We start from the raw sequence: 15,465 nt of genomic DNA on the forward strand, positions 1-15,465 counted from the left end.
GGGAGAGTAGGTCGCCGCCAGTTTTTTTTAAAGCTCATCAATTTATTTTGATGAGCTTTTTTATGTCCTTTATACAACAGTATAATCGGCAAAATCGAAAACCAACCATTACAATCCAATCATATGATCGCGCTGATTGTAAGCACGGAGATTTACAGCAAGAAAATTAGAGATTCTACGCTATTGGAAAGCTTTAATATTAAACAATGACTAGCTAATTGGATATTTTTTGTGCATTCTCGTTTTCAAAAATGTCGATTACGATTTTTAGATTCTTGTAATTCTTTGAAGTAAATGTTTTCTACTATTACTGGCTTACTACCTATGTAAATTCATAAATCTTGTAGTGGATCTATATTTATTTTTTGAAAATGAAAAATTGATGAACTTATTCCTCACATTGGGTAAACTTTTTTTGGCAATAAGATTCACCCGAATCGGCTTTTTCATTGTGAATTCTTGAAATAGATGCCGTAATTTTCTACGCAAGCAATCATCCAAAATGTCTTATTGCGGATCTTTCTTAAATAGTGCGTATAATTTTATGAAAAAGACGGGAAAATGTGATGCAAAGTTTTAGTAGTATATATCACAAAAGCTTATTTTAGAAGTAATTATTCCACTTCAAATTTTTGCTCTCTAATCAACGCCGCAATCGCCAACATATCTTCTCCAATCAAGCGGTCTTCTTCTAATTTTGCAACTTTAGTTCGGATCAATGAATAGGCCTTTTCAACAAATTTACCACATTTCGCGGGTCTTCGGAATTCTAAACCTTGAGCACCAAACATCAGTTCCACAGAAAGAATGTTTTCTAAATTTCCTAAAACCTGGTTAAATTTTCTACCCGAAATACTTCCCATCGATACGTGATCTTCCTGTCCTAAACTGGTCGGTATAGAATCGGCAGAAGCCGGAAAGCAGAGGGTTTTATTTTCTGTAACCAACGCCGCAGAAGTATATTGTGGAATCATAAAGCCGGAATTTAATCCAGAGCTTTCCGTTAATAATCGTGGGAGTCCATATTTCCCTTCAAGTAATAGATAACTTCTTCGGTCAGAGATATTACCCAATTCCGCCGCTGCGAGAGTGGCGTAATCTAAAGGTAGTGCCAATAATTGTCCGTGAAAGTTTCCCCCGGAAATTGATTCTTCTGCACTAAGAACAATCGGATTATCGGTTACTGAATTTAATTCTGTTTCTGCCAAATTTTTCAAATGTTCGTAAGCATTTCTACTTGCTCCATGCACCTGCGGAACGCAACGCATGGAATATGGATCTTGTACACGGTCGCAAAATTCATGACTCTTTAAATTATCAGAATCTTTTAAAAATTTTCGCATTCGTGAAGCAACTTTTCTACTGCCATCAAAAGGACGAATATCATGAAGTTCTTTTTTAAATGGACTTGCAGAACCACGGTAAGCTTCTAAACTTATAGCCGCAGTTAAGTCTGCAAGGTTCAGTAAGTATCTAAATTTATCTAATCCTAAAATAGCATGCGCTAAAATAAATTGAGTACCATTAATTAAACCCAAACCTTCTTTGGGACCAAGTTGTAACGGGTTTAATCCATGCTTTTTTAAGACATTTTCTGTTTCTAAAATTTCATCATTTTGCCATACTTTTCCTAATCCTAAAAGCGGTAAGACCAAGTGAGCCAATGGAGCCAAATCTCCAGAAGCGCCCACAGAACCTTGCTCCGGAACAACAGGAATGATATCTTTCTCTAACATCAAAATCAAGCGCTCGATTACTTCCAAGGAAACGCCCGAAAAACCTTTCGATAACGCGTGAATTTTTGCAATCATCATTACTCGGGAGTAATCTTTCGCAATAGGTTTTCCTACACCTACAGAATGAGAAATGATTAAATTGTATTGCAGCTGTGCAGTTTCTTCTTCCGAAATTTTTACGTCGCACAGTGGTCCAAAACCTGTATTAATTCCGTAAACGGTTCGGTCAGATGCAACGATCTTCTGAACATTGCTTTGAGATTTCAAGATTCTCTGTTTTGCCTCTTTGTTAAGTTTTGCTTCCTTGGGATGTTTTAAAATCGCCATTACATCAGTAATCGTAAAAGTATCTAGACCGTAAATTTTCATTAATTAGATTTTGCCTAAAAATACGTCTTTTTGCAAATCTAGGGAAATAGAATATCGCCTTTTTTATTTGCTGATAAATGTCATTGATCCATACCTTTTATCTAAATTACTATTGTACGCATAATTAAATATTTAATTCTAATTTTGAACAGTATTTAAATATATCTGTATATAAAATAGATTATAGAAAAATATGAGTAATAAGAAGTCCATGCACAGTTTTCATATTCCCGTAATGGGATTGGCTTATACGATCGACAGTCCGATTCGTGTTGCACAATACGGAATTTCGTCGGTTATCTCAATTATCGATGATGAAATTATTGAGAAAATGAACCGTCTTTATCATCAAAGAAATAATTTTTCCTACACAGAAATTTCCAATAAAGTTGAAGATTACCGCGCCAAAAGAATTACAGCTTACCTTGATATGGTCCATGAAGTAGTTCATCAAAAATTTATCACTTTCAAACAGGAATTAAGTAAAAGCAAAGAAGCGCTTCAGCAATTTATTGATATGTTGCCGAATCAGTCGGATATCAAAAAAGGATTGGAAAGCTTTTCTGAACAGAAAGAAAATTTCACCGAAAATGTATTGAAATTTCTGGAAAATCATCTTTCACCCGGAAGTATTGATGTAAATGTAATGACCAAAGTAGACAAAGATAATTTCGTAAACGGTACGCAGTTACCCGTTATTTATAATGATGCCCATGTTTCATTAAGAGGATTTGCGAACAGCAAATTGTCGTCCTCGATTGTGCTTTCTGCCGGAATGAACCCAAGATTATATAGTTATTTTGAATCGTTTCCTGATTTTTTTCCAAATGAAAAAGGAGAATTAAAAAAGAAAATTATTTTGAAAGTGAGTGATTTTCGATCTGCCATGATTCAAGGGAATTTTTTCGCAAAGAAGGGACTTTGGGTCTCTGAATACCGTGTAGAATCAGGTTTGAATTGTGGTGGTCATGCCTTCGCAACCGATGGATTATTGTTGGGACCGATTATGGAGGAATTCAAACAAAAGAAAAATGATCTCATCGCTTCATCTCATGAATTAATGGTGAATGCTTTAACACAAAAAGAACTTCCTGTTCCAAAACAACCATTGGAAATGAAAATAACCGTTCAAGGTGGCGTAGGAACTGCCGAAGAACATGAGTTTCTATTAGAAAACTATCAAGTAGACAGTATTGGATGGGGTTCTCCTTTTTTGTTGGTACCTGAAGCAACTTCTGTAGATAAAGAAACCCGAGATTTGTTATCAAAATCGAAAGAAGATGATTTTTATTTAAGCACTATTTCTCCGCTAGGAATTCCCTTCAATACTGTTAAAGGAAGCACCAATGAGTTCTTAAAACAAGAAAAAATTAATAAGCAAAAAGCCGGAAGTTCTTGTCCGAAAAAGTATTTGGCTTTGAGTAAAGAATTTGGACCCGAAGGAATCTGTACCGCTTCCCGGAAATATCAAACGGTTCAATTGAATCTTTTGGAGGGTGAAAAAGAGGAAATTTCTCTGAAAGAATACGATAAAAGAAAATCAAAAATCACCGAAAAATCCTGTCTTTGCGTGGGATTGGTTAATTCATCTTATCTGGAAAGTGAAATTCCCATCAAAGGGGAAAAACAAGGAGTCGTAGTTTGTCCGGGACCTAATTTGGCTTATTTCGACAAAGAAGTTTCGCTTTCTGATATGGTGAAACATATTTACGGAAACGAAAATATAATGCAGGAAACAGACCGTCCAAACATCTTTGTAAAAGAATTGAAAATGTATGTGGATTATCTGAAAAACGAGATCGACGAATTCTCCGAAAGTTTCACCAATGCGCAGACTAAAAAATGGAAAACCTTTAAAACCAATTTACTCGAAGGCGTTTCCTACTACGAGAAAGTATTTGCGGAGACTGCTTTTTTCAAGAGTAATCTGGAAGCGGTTAAACTACAGTTAGCCAATTATAAAAGTAAAATTGCAGCGCTAGAAATTCCTGAAAATCGTAAAGCATAAAATTTTTTAAATATTTTTTTAAACCAGTTTGCCTTTTTTAGTCAAGCTGGTTTTGTTTGTAACCGCACTTTTTTACAAAGCAAATCGCTATTTTTGTATGATGAATGCTGATCTTGATCTTCAACTAAAAACTTTGCCGTCTCATCCTGGAGTTTATCGCTATTACGATAAAAATGAAAATTTGCTGTATGTAGGCAAAGCGAAGAATTTAAAAAAAAGGGTTCTTTCCTATTTTAATAAAAATCAGCCTGGTTATCGGACCAGAATTATGGTTGCGAAAATTTTCCGCCTCGAAACCACCGTTGTAAACAGCGAATATGATGCACTTTTATTGGAGAATAATCTCATTAAAGAACATCAACCGTTTTACAATGTGATGCTCAAAGATGACAAAACCTATCCCTGGATTTGCATTAAAAATGAAGATTTCCCGCGTATTTTTTTGACTCGGAATAAAATCAAAGACGGCTCTGAATATTTTGGTCCTTACGCAAAAGTTCGTCCTGCAAAGGTTTTGCTAGACACGATCAAACACCTTTACAAAATCCGAACCTGTAACCTGAATCTTTCGCCAAAAAAAATCGATGAAGGGAAATACAAAGTTTGTCTGGAATATCACATCAAAAATTGCGAAGGTCCGTGTGAAATGCTGGAAATGAAAGCGCATTACGACAAAAAAATCGAAGCAATTCGTGGAATTATTAAAGGTGATTTCCGTACTTCAAAAGAGTATTTAACCAATCAAATGATGACTTATGCGGAGAATTTAGAATTCGAAAACGCACAGATGGTCAAAGAAAGAATCGATCTGCTCGAAAATTACCAACACAAACATACGGTGGTAAATCCGAGTATTGATGATGTTGATGTTTTTGGAATGACGAGTGATGAAACCGCGGCTTATATTAATTATTTCAAAATTCAGAACGGAAATATTATCCAAAGTTTTACCACAGAAATCAAGAAAATTCTGGAAGAAACGGATGAAGATATTTTGGAAGAAGCGATGATTGAAATCCGACAGAAATTTGATTCTGATTCCAAAGAAATCTTAATTCCTTTTCATTTATCGTTAGAAATTCCGAATGTAAAATTAATTGTGCCGAAAGTAGGCGATAAAAAGAGAATCGTAGAACTCTCTGAGAAAAACGCCAAAGAATACCGCATTGAGAAATTAAAAGCGGTACAAATTGTAGATCCTGAAAGACACACGAACCGGATTATGGCCGAAATGCAAAAACTTCTGCACATGCCTACAGAACCGCGTCATATCGAAGGTTTCGACAACTCGAACATTCAGGGAACCAATCCAGTTTCGGCTTGTGTTGTTTTTAAAGACGGAAAACCGAGTAAAGCAGATTACCGAATTTTTCATCCGAAAACAGTCGTCGGTCCCGATGATTATAAAACCATGGAAGAAGTAATTTATCGCCGCTACAAAAGAATGTTGGATGAAGCTGAAGCGCTTCCACAATTGATTTTGATCGATGGTGGAAAAGGACAACTTTCCTCTGCGGTAAAAAGTTTGAAATTACTTGGACTGTATGGAAAAATCACCATCATCGGGATTGCAAAACGCCTCGAAGAAATTTATTTTCCGGAAGATTCTATTCCACTTTATTTGGATAAAAAGTCGGAAACACTGAAAATTTTGCAGCGTGTTCGCGATGAATCGCATCGTTTTGGCGTGAAGCATCATCGAACCAGGCGTAAAAACTCGACCATCAAATCTGAACTCGAAGAAATTCCGGGCATTGGTGAAAAAGCGATCGAACTTTTGCTTTCTAAACTAAAATCGGTAAAAAGAGTGAAAGAATCTTCCCGCGAAACTTTAGAGGAAATTTTAGGGAAAAACCGCGGCGGTTTGGTTTGGGAGTATTTTAATGATTTAACTTAATCAGCAAACCATTCGGTTACTCCCGTAAATATTGATAAAAATGCAATGAGGAAACAAATAGCACTTATTAGTAGATGTTTCCATATTGTTTTCTTTAGATAAATCAGCCAGTAAATAAGGACTAATGGAATCCAGATCAATAATGAAACAAACCAGATATTTAAAAAAGTCAAAATTATTGGTTGATAGATTTCATATACCTCTATTTCCTTAGGATCTGGTTGAGAATAAGTAGGAAAGAAACCTAATTGGATCGCAGAATGAAAATAAAATGTAAATAACGAAACTACATATAATACTGGGGAAACTGCAAATAAATAGAAGGTGATCTTCCAGTTTTTCATACAATTATTCTACGGTAATTCTATTGAATTTTCAAAATATTTTATTTCATTTCAAAAACTTCTGTTCGCAAACTTCCATCAGAATTCGTCTTTTCGATCACGATTTTACCGTCTTCCAAATAACCTAAAGTAGTTGTTCCATCGCTGAGTTGAACACGATAGGTGTCTTTTTTCGTAGAAGGTTTGAAAATTCCGTAAGGAGCAGAACTGTTCGGATCCGCCAAAATAAATTCACCATTTGAAAGAAGAATCTTATTCAGACTTAGACTTCCATTGTGGTAAATTTCTGCTTTATTGTTTGGTTTAAAAGCTGCTTTATCTGAATGTATTGCCGAAACTTCTTGCTTGGGTTTGTTTTCTTCTGCTTTAATCTGATTTTCTGCAATTTGTGATTCTTTTTGCAATGCAGCTGCATTTTTTACAGGATTCGACAGTGGAATATTCATCATGGCATTTTTCAGCGCATCTTGCATTCCTTCTTCGATATCTTTCGAGCGTGATTTACCATCTAATATTGCGAGGCTTTTATTATAGCAGTCTTTGAACTCTATTTGAACTTTGTTGGTCAACATATTGCCGGTGTCAGAAATTTCGGCTTTTAAATATTCACACAAGTTTTTACTTTCGGGTGAATTTTCATTAATTACGATGAATTTTTTAGCTTGAAGTTGCGCACTCAAGAGCTTATCAAGATCATACCGGTTCGCTTTCGAATTTGCAAAGGTATCCGGAATCAAAATGTAATGATAATCCGAAATTTGTTGCCCATACAAAACGGAAACCAAAAGCACAGATGAAATCTGAAGGAATTTTTTCATGAAATTAATTTGAATTAAAGATACCGGTTTTTGCTTTACGAGAACGAAATTTATCGCATCACCGCAAACATTAGTTTCTGAAATCACCCATATCCAATTTCAAAGAAAAGAAATTAGAGTAAAAATTAGAGCCGCCGACTCCGGAATTGGTGATGGCATAATCTAACGTTAAACCTTGATATTTGATGCCGATTCCAGCGCTCGGTTGAAAGGAAATTTTTCTTTTTAAATCTTCAATATCGGTAATGGTTTGAAATCTGTTTACGCCAACTCTCACAAAAATCATATCCTGAAATTTGAGTTCTGCTCCTGCATAAGGCGTGATGCTCGCAAAACTCGTTGAAATCAAAGCCGCCGTTTTCGCAAAGTCGATATTCACTCCCGCTTCTGGTAATAATTCTAGATCACGGTTGATCTCATAATTTTTACTCATACCGATATTCAGTTTAGGCATTGTAATTTCCAGTTTGTCTTTCGGCGCTGGATTAAATTCTTCACCGTTCACTACTGCAGAAAGTTCGGCTTGATTCACTGTCCAAAAATTCACTGTTGTTGTTGCATCGCGCAACATGGCTCCGTAACTCCAACCTGTATCTGTTTTATATAAAACCCCTACATCAAAACCGAAACCATAACCGCTTGCAAATTTCCCTACATTTCTATAAACCAATTTAGCATTAACACCGACTGCAAGACGCTGATCGCCTCCTGGACGAAACGCGTACGAAAGCAAAGCGGCGTAATCTGACTGGGAAAAACTCGTGACTTTATCGTAATCGATATTTCCTTCTGCATCGATGAGCTGCGTTGTATTTAAAATATTATCAACCCCAAGTCGAACTACTGAAATGCCAAAGACGCCCCCATTATTATCCAGTGATTTTGCGTAAGAAATGTAGTCGTATTTGGCAATCGATTCGAAATATTCAGCGTGCATTGCAGCACCTTGCCAATCGCGCTCGATGCCGATTAATCCTGCTGGATTCCACATTGGAGCATACACATCATTTTGATTTGAAATAACTGCACCGCCCATCGCTAAACCTCTTGCGCCGGCTCCGATATTCAGGAATTCATTCGAATATTTTCGGACGATTTGCGCCTCAGAAAAAATTCCGTAAAAAATAAAAAGGGTAAAGAATATTTTTTTCATCAAAATTCTGCTTTTTTTGCCATTTTTCTGGACTTGATAATTCCGTTCGCGATAATTGCGAGAATCATAACCAACGATGCACCATAAAAAACAGGACTCATTTGTTCTGAATCTCCAAAGATAAAATAAGCAAGAATAATCCCATAAACGGGTTCCAGATTTACCGTTAGAATCAAGGTAAAAGGCGAAATGTATTTCATGAGTTTTACCGATTCCAACATTGGGAAAGCTGTAAAAAAACTTGCCAATAATAAAACTAACGCTAAATCACGATAACTTATTTCATTCACTTGCGAAATTTGTCCGGTTAACAAATAAAATAAACTTAGAATAAGAAAGCCTGAAAATATTTCATAGAAAATAATGTTCCCAGAACTTGTTTTTCCGAAAATTTTCCCATTGAAAACTGAAAATACAGTTCCGAAAAGTGCGGTTAAAATGCCGTAAAATATGCCTTCCTTGTAATTGAATTCCGTTTTGAAAATCAATGCCATGCAAATTACAATTACAATCCCCATGATAACTTCGGACAGGTCAACTTTCCGCCTAAAAATAACAGGTTCCAAAATTGCCGCAAATAGAGTAGAAAGCGAAAGACAACTCAACGCAATGGAAACATTGGAAACTTTTATAGAATAAAAAAAACAAAACCAATGCGCAGCCATAAATCCACCAATTACAACCAATTGAATGAGAAGTTTTTTCGGTACATGCAAACTTTCTTTTTTGAAAAACCGGATGAAAATATACAGAAAAACGGAAGCAAAAGCCATTCGGTAAAAAACCAAAATGTGTGCGTTGGCATGAATCAGTTTTCCTAAAATTGCGGTAAATCCCCACAAAAAAACGATAAGGTGCAATCGGAAAAGTGCGGAATTTTTAAACACAATGATCTATATTTTTTTTAAACTTCTGCAAATCTACAAATCCCTTTTAAATTTTAGGTTAAAGATGACGGTGATTTCCAATGAAATTACAAAGACCCCAAAAATCTTTAAAATTTGTGGGGTCTTCAAATAAAAACAAATAAAAAAACTAGGAACTAAATTTTAAAAATCGTCAATCAATGAGCGTTTTCTCTTTTTATTAACGGAATAATAGGAATTATATTTTAGGAGAAAATGTTTAAGATGATGATTGTATCTAATTAATTTTCTGAATTTCAAATAATTAATACAAAGGTTTGAATTGAAGATAAATCGCATTAAAAATCTTATCTTTAGGAAAATTTTTTTTAACAATGGATTTAGAATTTAATAAAAGGGAAGATCAAAATAAATTAAAGCTAAGCGCGATCAACAGTTTACTCACCGAAATAAAAAAAGGAGGTGGCGAAAAACGTTTGCAAAAACAGCGTGATGAAGGTAAATTAACTGCTCGTGAAAGAGTGGAATATTTGCTGGATAAAAATTCAGAATCTATAGAAATCGGTGCTTTTGCGGGATATGAAATGTACGAGGAACAAGGTGGATGTCCAAGTGCAGGAGTTGTAGTAGTGATGGGTTATGTGTCTGGAAAACAATGCTTAATTGTTGCCAATGATGCCTCTGTAAAAGCTGGCGCATGGTTTCCGATGACTGCGAAGAAAAATCTTCGTGCCCAGGAAATTTCCATGGAAAATAAATTGCCGATTATATATTTGGTAGATTCTGCGGGAGTTTTTCTTCCGATGCAAGACGAAATTTTTCCAGATAAAGAACATTTTGGTAGGATTTTCCGCAATAACGCAAAAATGAGTTCTATGGGAATCATCCAGATTTCTGCGGTGATGGGAAGTTGTGTTGCAGGTGGTGCTTATCTCCCAATCATGAGCGATGAAGCCATGATTGTAGACAAAACCGGTTCTATATTTTTAGCAGGAAGCTATTTGGTAAAAGCTGCAATTGGAGAATCCATTGATAATGAAACTTTAGGAGGCGCAACAACACACTGCGAAATCTCTGGTGTAACCGATTACAAGGCAAAAGACGATAAAGATGCTCTCGATAGAATTAAGACGATTATGAAATCGATTGGTGATTACGAAAAAGCAGGTTTCGACCGTATTGAAAGTTTTCCGCCGAAAGAAAGCATTGAAAATATTTTCGGACATATGCCGGTTTCGCGTGGTGATCAATACGACACCTTTAATATCATCAAATGTTTGGTCGATCAATCGGAGTTCGAGGAATACAAAGCTGACTACGGAAAATCAATCATTTGCGCAACTGCCAGAATCGACGGTTGGAGCGTAGGAATTGTTGCTAATCAAAGAAAATTAGTAAAAAACGGAAAAGGCGAAATGCAGTTTGGTGGTGTCATTTATTCGGATTCTGCGGATAAAGCAACCCGTTTTATTGCAAACTGTAACCAGCGAAAAATACCTCTTCTTTTCTTGCAAGATGTCACCGGATTTATGGTAGGATCCAAATCTGAACATGGTGGAATCATCAAAGACGGTGCTAAAATGGTAAACGCGGTTGCCAATTCTGTAGTGCCAAAATTCACTGTAATCACAGGGAATTCCTACGGTGCAGGGAATTACGCGATGTGTGGAAAAGCTTATGACCCAAGATTAATCGTAGCTTGGCCTTGGTCTGAACTCGCGGTTATGGGTGGAAGTCAGGCTGCAAAAGTTTTAGCCCAAATTCAAACTTCAACGCTTAAAAAAGAAGGAAAAATAATTACCGAGGTAGAACATCAAGAAATTCTGGATTCTATTTCTAAAAAATATCAAAAACAAACAGAGCCGACTTATGCTGCTGCAAGATTGTGGACCGATGCAATCATTAATCCCATCGATACCCGAAAATGGATTTCTATGGGAATTGAAGCTGCGAATCACGCTCCGATTACAGAAAAATTTAATTTAGGAGTTATTCAAGTGTAATTAAAAATTTAAAGCCATGAAAAAAAATCTATTCATCATCGCATTGCTGAACTTTGGTTTAATTTTTTCCCAGTGTACCATTACAGGTCCGGATCAGCTTCAAGTTGGGGAAAGGCAAACTTACACCGCGACAAATGATGATGCGGCGGAATGTTTAGATTGTTTTCAATGGGCTTATTTGGATCAAAAAATATTGCTGGAAAGCAACACACAGCAAAATGATCTTGCCGTTAAAGGTGCAGTTCCAGGAGAGGCGCTTTTAACCTTAGAAATAAAAACGAAAAATGGACAGGCTAAATGTGAAAAATTAATTGAGGTCATTGTACCAACTTCAAGCACGATTAGCAATGATAACGTGAAATGTGATCTTGCTGTTAATTCTTTTAAAGAAGTGAGAGCAATAGACAAAATGGTCGTCTTTGAACCAGAAACTGCGGAGACCAATCTAAAATTAAACTGGACCGTTACGTATCGAAATGGCGAAATCAGAAAATCTTCTGAAATAAAACCAAAGTTCGATTATTCCAACGATCACGTCATTGATAAAGTTGAAATGGAGGTTTTTTTGAACCGTTGTACGGCAAAAATTTCAAAATCCTATAATGCTAATTTTTGGTATTTTTTTTAAAAGTACCGCGATTGTAGTCAAAAAAAAAAGTTCACCAGAATAAGGTGAACTTTTTTTTGAGCGAAGAAATTTATGCTTTAACAAATTGCAATTCTCCGGCGATTTTTACCTCGTCAGAAACCATTACACCGCCTGTTTCCAAAGCTGCATTCCAGTTTAAACCGAAATCTTTTCTGCTGATTTTTCCTTCGAAAGAAAATCCTGCTTTCGTTTGTCCCCACGGATCAACATTAATTCCACCGAAATCTACATCTAATTGTACGGGTTTTGTAACTCCATTTATGGTTAGATGTCCTGTGATTCCGCTGTTTAATGAATCGCTTTCAAAAGTAATTTCAGGATGAGCTTCTGCATTGAAGAACTCTGCACTTTTCAAATGAGTGTCTCGGTCTGCATTATTGGTATCCACCGAATCCGTTTGCAAGGTAGCTTTTACGGTTGCATTTTTAAAAGTATCGTCTTCTGTTTCTACGGTTGCGGTAAAATTATTAAAGTTTCCTTTAACATTAGAAATCATCATGTGTCTTACTTTGAAAGTAATTTCACTGTGGGTCGGGTCTAAATTCCATTTTGTACTCATTTTCTTTTTTTTAATTGATTATTGTATTGCAAATGTAGGGTGTTCAGATTCGATTACTCTTGATGTAGGATAGTAAATGATTAATTTTTATATTTGTTGCAATTCTTAACTATGAAAAAAATAATCCTGTTTTTTACAATGTTGTTGCTTGGTAATATGTTCCTTGCTCAAGAAAAAGATACATTACAATTTCAAAAAAGCACTTTTGAATATCAGTATAAAAAAATGTACATTCCTGTTGGTTTAATGATTACAGGAGTCATTGCAGGAGGTCATGGTGAAAATTCTTGGAACAATAAAATTGCTGCGACTCGTAATAGGGATTTTCCAAATTTTGAAAATCACGCCGATGATTATTTGCAGTTTGTGCCTTTTGTCGCTGCTTATGGCTTTGAACTCGCAGGAATGAAACCCAAAACCGATTGGAAAAACCGGTCTGCAATTCTTATAAAAGGACAAATTTTGAATCTCGGATTGGTTTATATTTTAAAGAATACTTTGAAGGAAACTCGTCCAGATGGAACTTCACTTTCTTTTCCTTCTGGTCATACCGCAAATGCTTTTGCAGGCGCGACTTTGCTTTCCATCGAATACGGACAGGACAACAAATGGGTTCCTTATGCTGCTTATGGAGTGGCTTCTACAGTGGGAATTATGAGGATCGCAAATAACCGACACTATCTTTCTGATGTTCTGTTCGGTGCAGGTTTAGGGATTTTATCAATGAAAATTGCTTATTGGACGCATCAGTATCAATGGAATACAACAAAAAGTACACACGATCCCTTCGTCGGAAACATTTATTAGCAGGAAAAAATGGTTTGAAAATCAGATCAAGAACATCAGTGGTCATTTTTCATTTAACACTTTCTTAACAGTTTCAGTTTTATTTCTTATTTTTAAGGACTTAAATCTAAGAAATGAAATTTTCAAAATTTACTTATGCACTCCTTCTTGGAGGGAGTTTTTTCTTTGCACAACAACAGAAATTTACCATTGCAGAAGCGGTAAACGGACTTCGAAGCAACTTAGCGGTAAAAAATATTGCTCAATTCTCTTGGAGCGGCGATAGTAAATCATTCCTTCAATCTGTAAATAATGCTTATTTAATCACCGAAGTTCCGAGTTTAAAACAAGATACATTAGTTTCTCTCCATCAAATCAATAAGAATCTCACCGGAGATCAGGTTCTGAAATCGCTTCCCCGAATAACTTTCATTGATAAAAATAAAGGCTATTTCAAAAAAAATTCAAAGTATTTCTGGATCGAGAAAAGCGCAAATGATTGGAAAGTAAAAGATTGGGTAAAGCTGGATGATGACGCAGAAAATACAGAAATATTGAGTGATAATCAAGGTTTTGTATACACGATAAAGAATAATGTCTTCTTGAATAAAGATGGTAAAATCACTGCAATTACCGAAGATCAAAATGAAGATATTCTCAATGGACAAGCCGTTCATCAAAGAGAATTTGGCATTACCAAAGGCATTTTTGTAGCACCCGATAATTCGCAAATCGCATTCTATAGAATGGACCAAAGTATGGTCAAAGGATACCCGATTATTGATTGGAGCGTGACTCCCGCAGTGAATAAAAACATTAAATATCCGATGGCAGGAACGCCTTCTCATCATGTGACTTTAGGCGTTTTTAATACGAAAACGAATAAGAAAATATTCCTCAACATTATTGGAGATCCCGAACAATATTTAACTTCAGTGACGTGGAGTCCCGATTCTAAGTCTGTATTTGTGGGTGTTTTAAACCGCGATCAAAATGAGATGCAACTCAATCAATACGATGCATTTACGGGAAATCTTTTGAAAACAATCTTCGAAGAGAAATCCGAGAAATACGTTGAACCTCAACATCAGCTTACATTTTTCCCCAATTCTAATACCGATTTTATCTGGCAAAGTCAACGCACAGGATACAATCATCTTTTCCATTATAATTTAGAAGTTGGTTTGGTTTCTCAGTTGACCAAAGGGAATTACGCCGTCACAGATTTGCTCGGATTTAATGAAAAAAAGAAGGAAGTTTATTATGTTTCTACTCAGGAAACTCCTTTAGAACGACACCTTTACAAAATTAACTGGCTTACTTTTCAATCCAAAAAATTAGATTCACAACCTGGAATGCATTCCGGAATTTTGAGTAAAGATGGAACTCATCTCTATGATGTTTACAGCAATAGCTTCACACCGAGAGCCATTAATGTGATCAGTACAGCTACTGATAAATCCAAAAATATTCTGACCGCAGAAAATCCTTTAAAAAATTACCAAAGACCAGAAATCAAAGATATAACCCTAAAAGCGGACGATGGAACACCACTTTATGGCAAAATTATTTTACCCACCGATTTCGATGCGAACAAAAAATATCCGGTCATTGTTTATTTATACAACGGTCCACATGCTCAGTTGATCACCAATTCTTTTCCTGCTTCGGGTAATTTATGGTATGAATTTATGGCGCAACGTGGCTATATAGTTTTCACCATGGACGGAAGAGGTTCCTCCAACCGAGGTTTAAAATTTGAGCAGGCCGTTTTCCGCCATTTAGGAGAAGTAGAAATGAGCGATCAGCTGAAAGGAGTTGAATATTTGAAGTCTTTACCTTACGTAAATATTGAAAAATTAGGAATTCATGGTTGGAGTTTTGGCGGATTTATGACCACCAGTTTTATGTTGAAGCACCCCGATGTTTTCAAAGTAGGAGTTGCAGGTGGACCTGTAATCGACTGGAATATGTATGAAATTATGTACACCGAAAGGTATATGGATTCCCCACAAAAAAATCCTGAAGGGTACAAAAAAGCCAATCTTTTAGACAAAGTTCAAAACTTAAAAGGACATCTTCTGATGATTCACGGAGCGCAAGATAATGTAGTAGTTTGGCAACATTCTATGAAATTTTTAAAAGCTGCGGTGGACAATGGAGTTCAGATGGATTATTTCGTTTATCCTGGTCACGAACACAATGTTTTAGGGAAAGACCGCGTTCATTTGATGCAAAAAGTGACGGATTATTTTGATGAATATTTAAAAAAGTAGC

The 15,465-nt window shown here is 35.9% G+C and carries 11 protein-coding genes; 6 read left to right on the forward strand and 5 right to left on the reverse strand.

Annotation, left to right across the window (positions count from 1 at the left end):
- Positions 1-614: 614 nt before the first annotated feature.
- Complete coding sequence (gene hutH / locus BW932_RS12605) at positions 615-2,105, reverse strand: histidine ammonia-lyase (RefSeq protein WP_076388134.1); 1,491 nt, start codon at positions 2,103-2,105, stop codon at positions 615-617.
- Positions 2,106-2,298: 193 nt separating this feature from the next.
- On the opposite strand from hutH, the gene BW932_RS12610 reads away from it, so the two are divergent.
- Together BW932_RS12610 and uvrC are read left to right on the forward strand one after the other, a co-directional pair.
- Positions 2,299-4,113 carry a hypothetical protein gene (locus BW932_RS12610; RefSeq protein WP_076388136.1) on the forward strand — a complete coding sequence of 605 codons (1,815 nt, stop codon included), beginning with the start codon at positions 2,299-2,301 and terminating at the stop codon, positions 4,111-4,113.
- A 100-nt stretch (positions 4,114-4,213) separates the two neighbouring features.
- Positions 4,214-6,010 (forward strand): excinuclease ABC subunit UvrC, encoded by a 1,797-nt coding sequence (gene uvrC / locus BW932_RS12615; RefSeq protein ID WP_076388255.1) that lies wholly within the window; start codon positions 4,214-4,216, stop codon positions 6,008-6,010.
- 385 nt (positions 6,011-6,395) lie between these two features.
- On the opposite strand, the gene BW932_RS12625 is transcribed toward uvrC, so the two are convergent.
- From BW932_RS12625 to BW932_RS12635, 3 genes are all read right to left on the reverse strand, one after another.
- Positions 6,396-7,172, reverse strand: coding sequence for a hypothetical protein (locus BW932_RS12625; protein ID WP_143745562.1), 777 nt, complete (start codon positions 7,170-7,172; stop codon positions 6,396-6,398).
- Positions 7,173-7,242: 70 nt separating this feature from the next.
- Positions 7,243-8,325, reverse strand: a complete 1,083-nt coding sequence (locus tag BW932_RS12630; protein WP_143745563.1) for a putative type IX sorting system protein PorV2 — start codon at positions 8,323-8,325, stop codon at positions 7,243-7,245.
- Positions 8,325-9,212 (reverse strand): DMT family transporter, encoded by an 888-nt coding sequence (locus BW932_RS12635; protein ID WP_076388144.1) that lies wholly within the window; start codon positions 9,210-9,212, stop codon positions 8,325-8,327. The genes BW932_RS12630 and BW932_RS12635 overlap by 1 nt, the downstream gene beginning before the upstream one ends.
- A 353-nt stretch (positions 9,213-9,565) precedes the next feature.
- Between BW932_RS12635 and BW932_RS12640 the strand changes: the two genes are divergently transcribed.
- Positions 9,566-11,194 carry an acyl-CoA carboxylase subunit beta gene (locus BW932_RS12640; protein WP_076388146.1) on the forward strand — a complete coding sequence of 543 codons (1,629 nt, stop codon included), beginning with the start codon at positions 9,566-9,568 and terminating at the stop codon, positions 11,192-11,194.
- A gap of 16 nt (positions 11,195-11,210) precedes the next feature.
- Positions 11,211-11,822, forward strand: coding sequence for a hypothetical protein (locus tag BW932_RS12645; protein ID WP_076388148.1), 612 nt, complete (start codon positions 11,211-11,213; stop codon positions 11,820-11,822).
- Between the two features lie 70 nt (positions 11,823-11,892).
- Here BW932_RS12645 and BW932_RS12650 read toward each other — a convergent pair whose 3' ends face one another.
- Positions 11,893-12,402 carry a YceI family protein gene (locus BW932_RS12650; RefSeq protein ID WP_076388150.1) on the reverse strand — a complete coding sequence of 170 codons (510 nt, stop codon included), beginning with the start codon at positions 12,400-12,402 and terminating at the stop codon, positions 11,893-11,895.
- A 111-nt stretch (positions 12,403-12,513) separates the two neighbouring features.
- On the opposite strand from BW932_RS12650, the gene BW932_RS12655 reads away from it, so the two are divergent.
- Together BW932_RS12655 and BW932_RS12660 are read left to right on the forward strand one after the other, a co-directional pair.
- The gene (locus tag BW932_RS12655; RefSeq protein ID WP_076388152.1) at positions 12,514-13,209 is read left to right on the forward strand and encodes a phosphatase PAP2 family protein; all 696 of its coding nucleotides are present in this window, start codon (positions 12,514-12,516) and stop codon (positions 13,207-13,209) included.
- Positions 13,210-13,322: 113 nt separating this feature from the next.
- Positions 13,323-15,464, forward strand: coding sequence for a S9 family peptidase (locus BW932_RS12660; protein WP_076388154.1), 2,142 nt, complete (start codon positions 13,323-13,325; stop codon positions 15,462-15,464).
- Position 15,465 lies beyond the last annotated feature (1 nt).

This window comes from Kaistella chaponensis (genome assembly GCF_900156725.1).
Taxonomy (GTDB): Bacteria; Bacteroidota; Bacteroidia; order Flavobacteriales; family Weeksellaceae; genus Kaistella; species Kaistella chaponensis.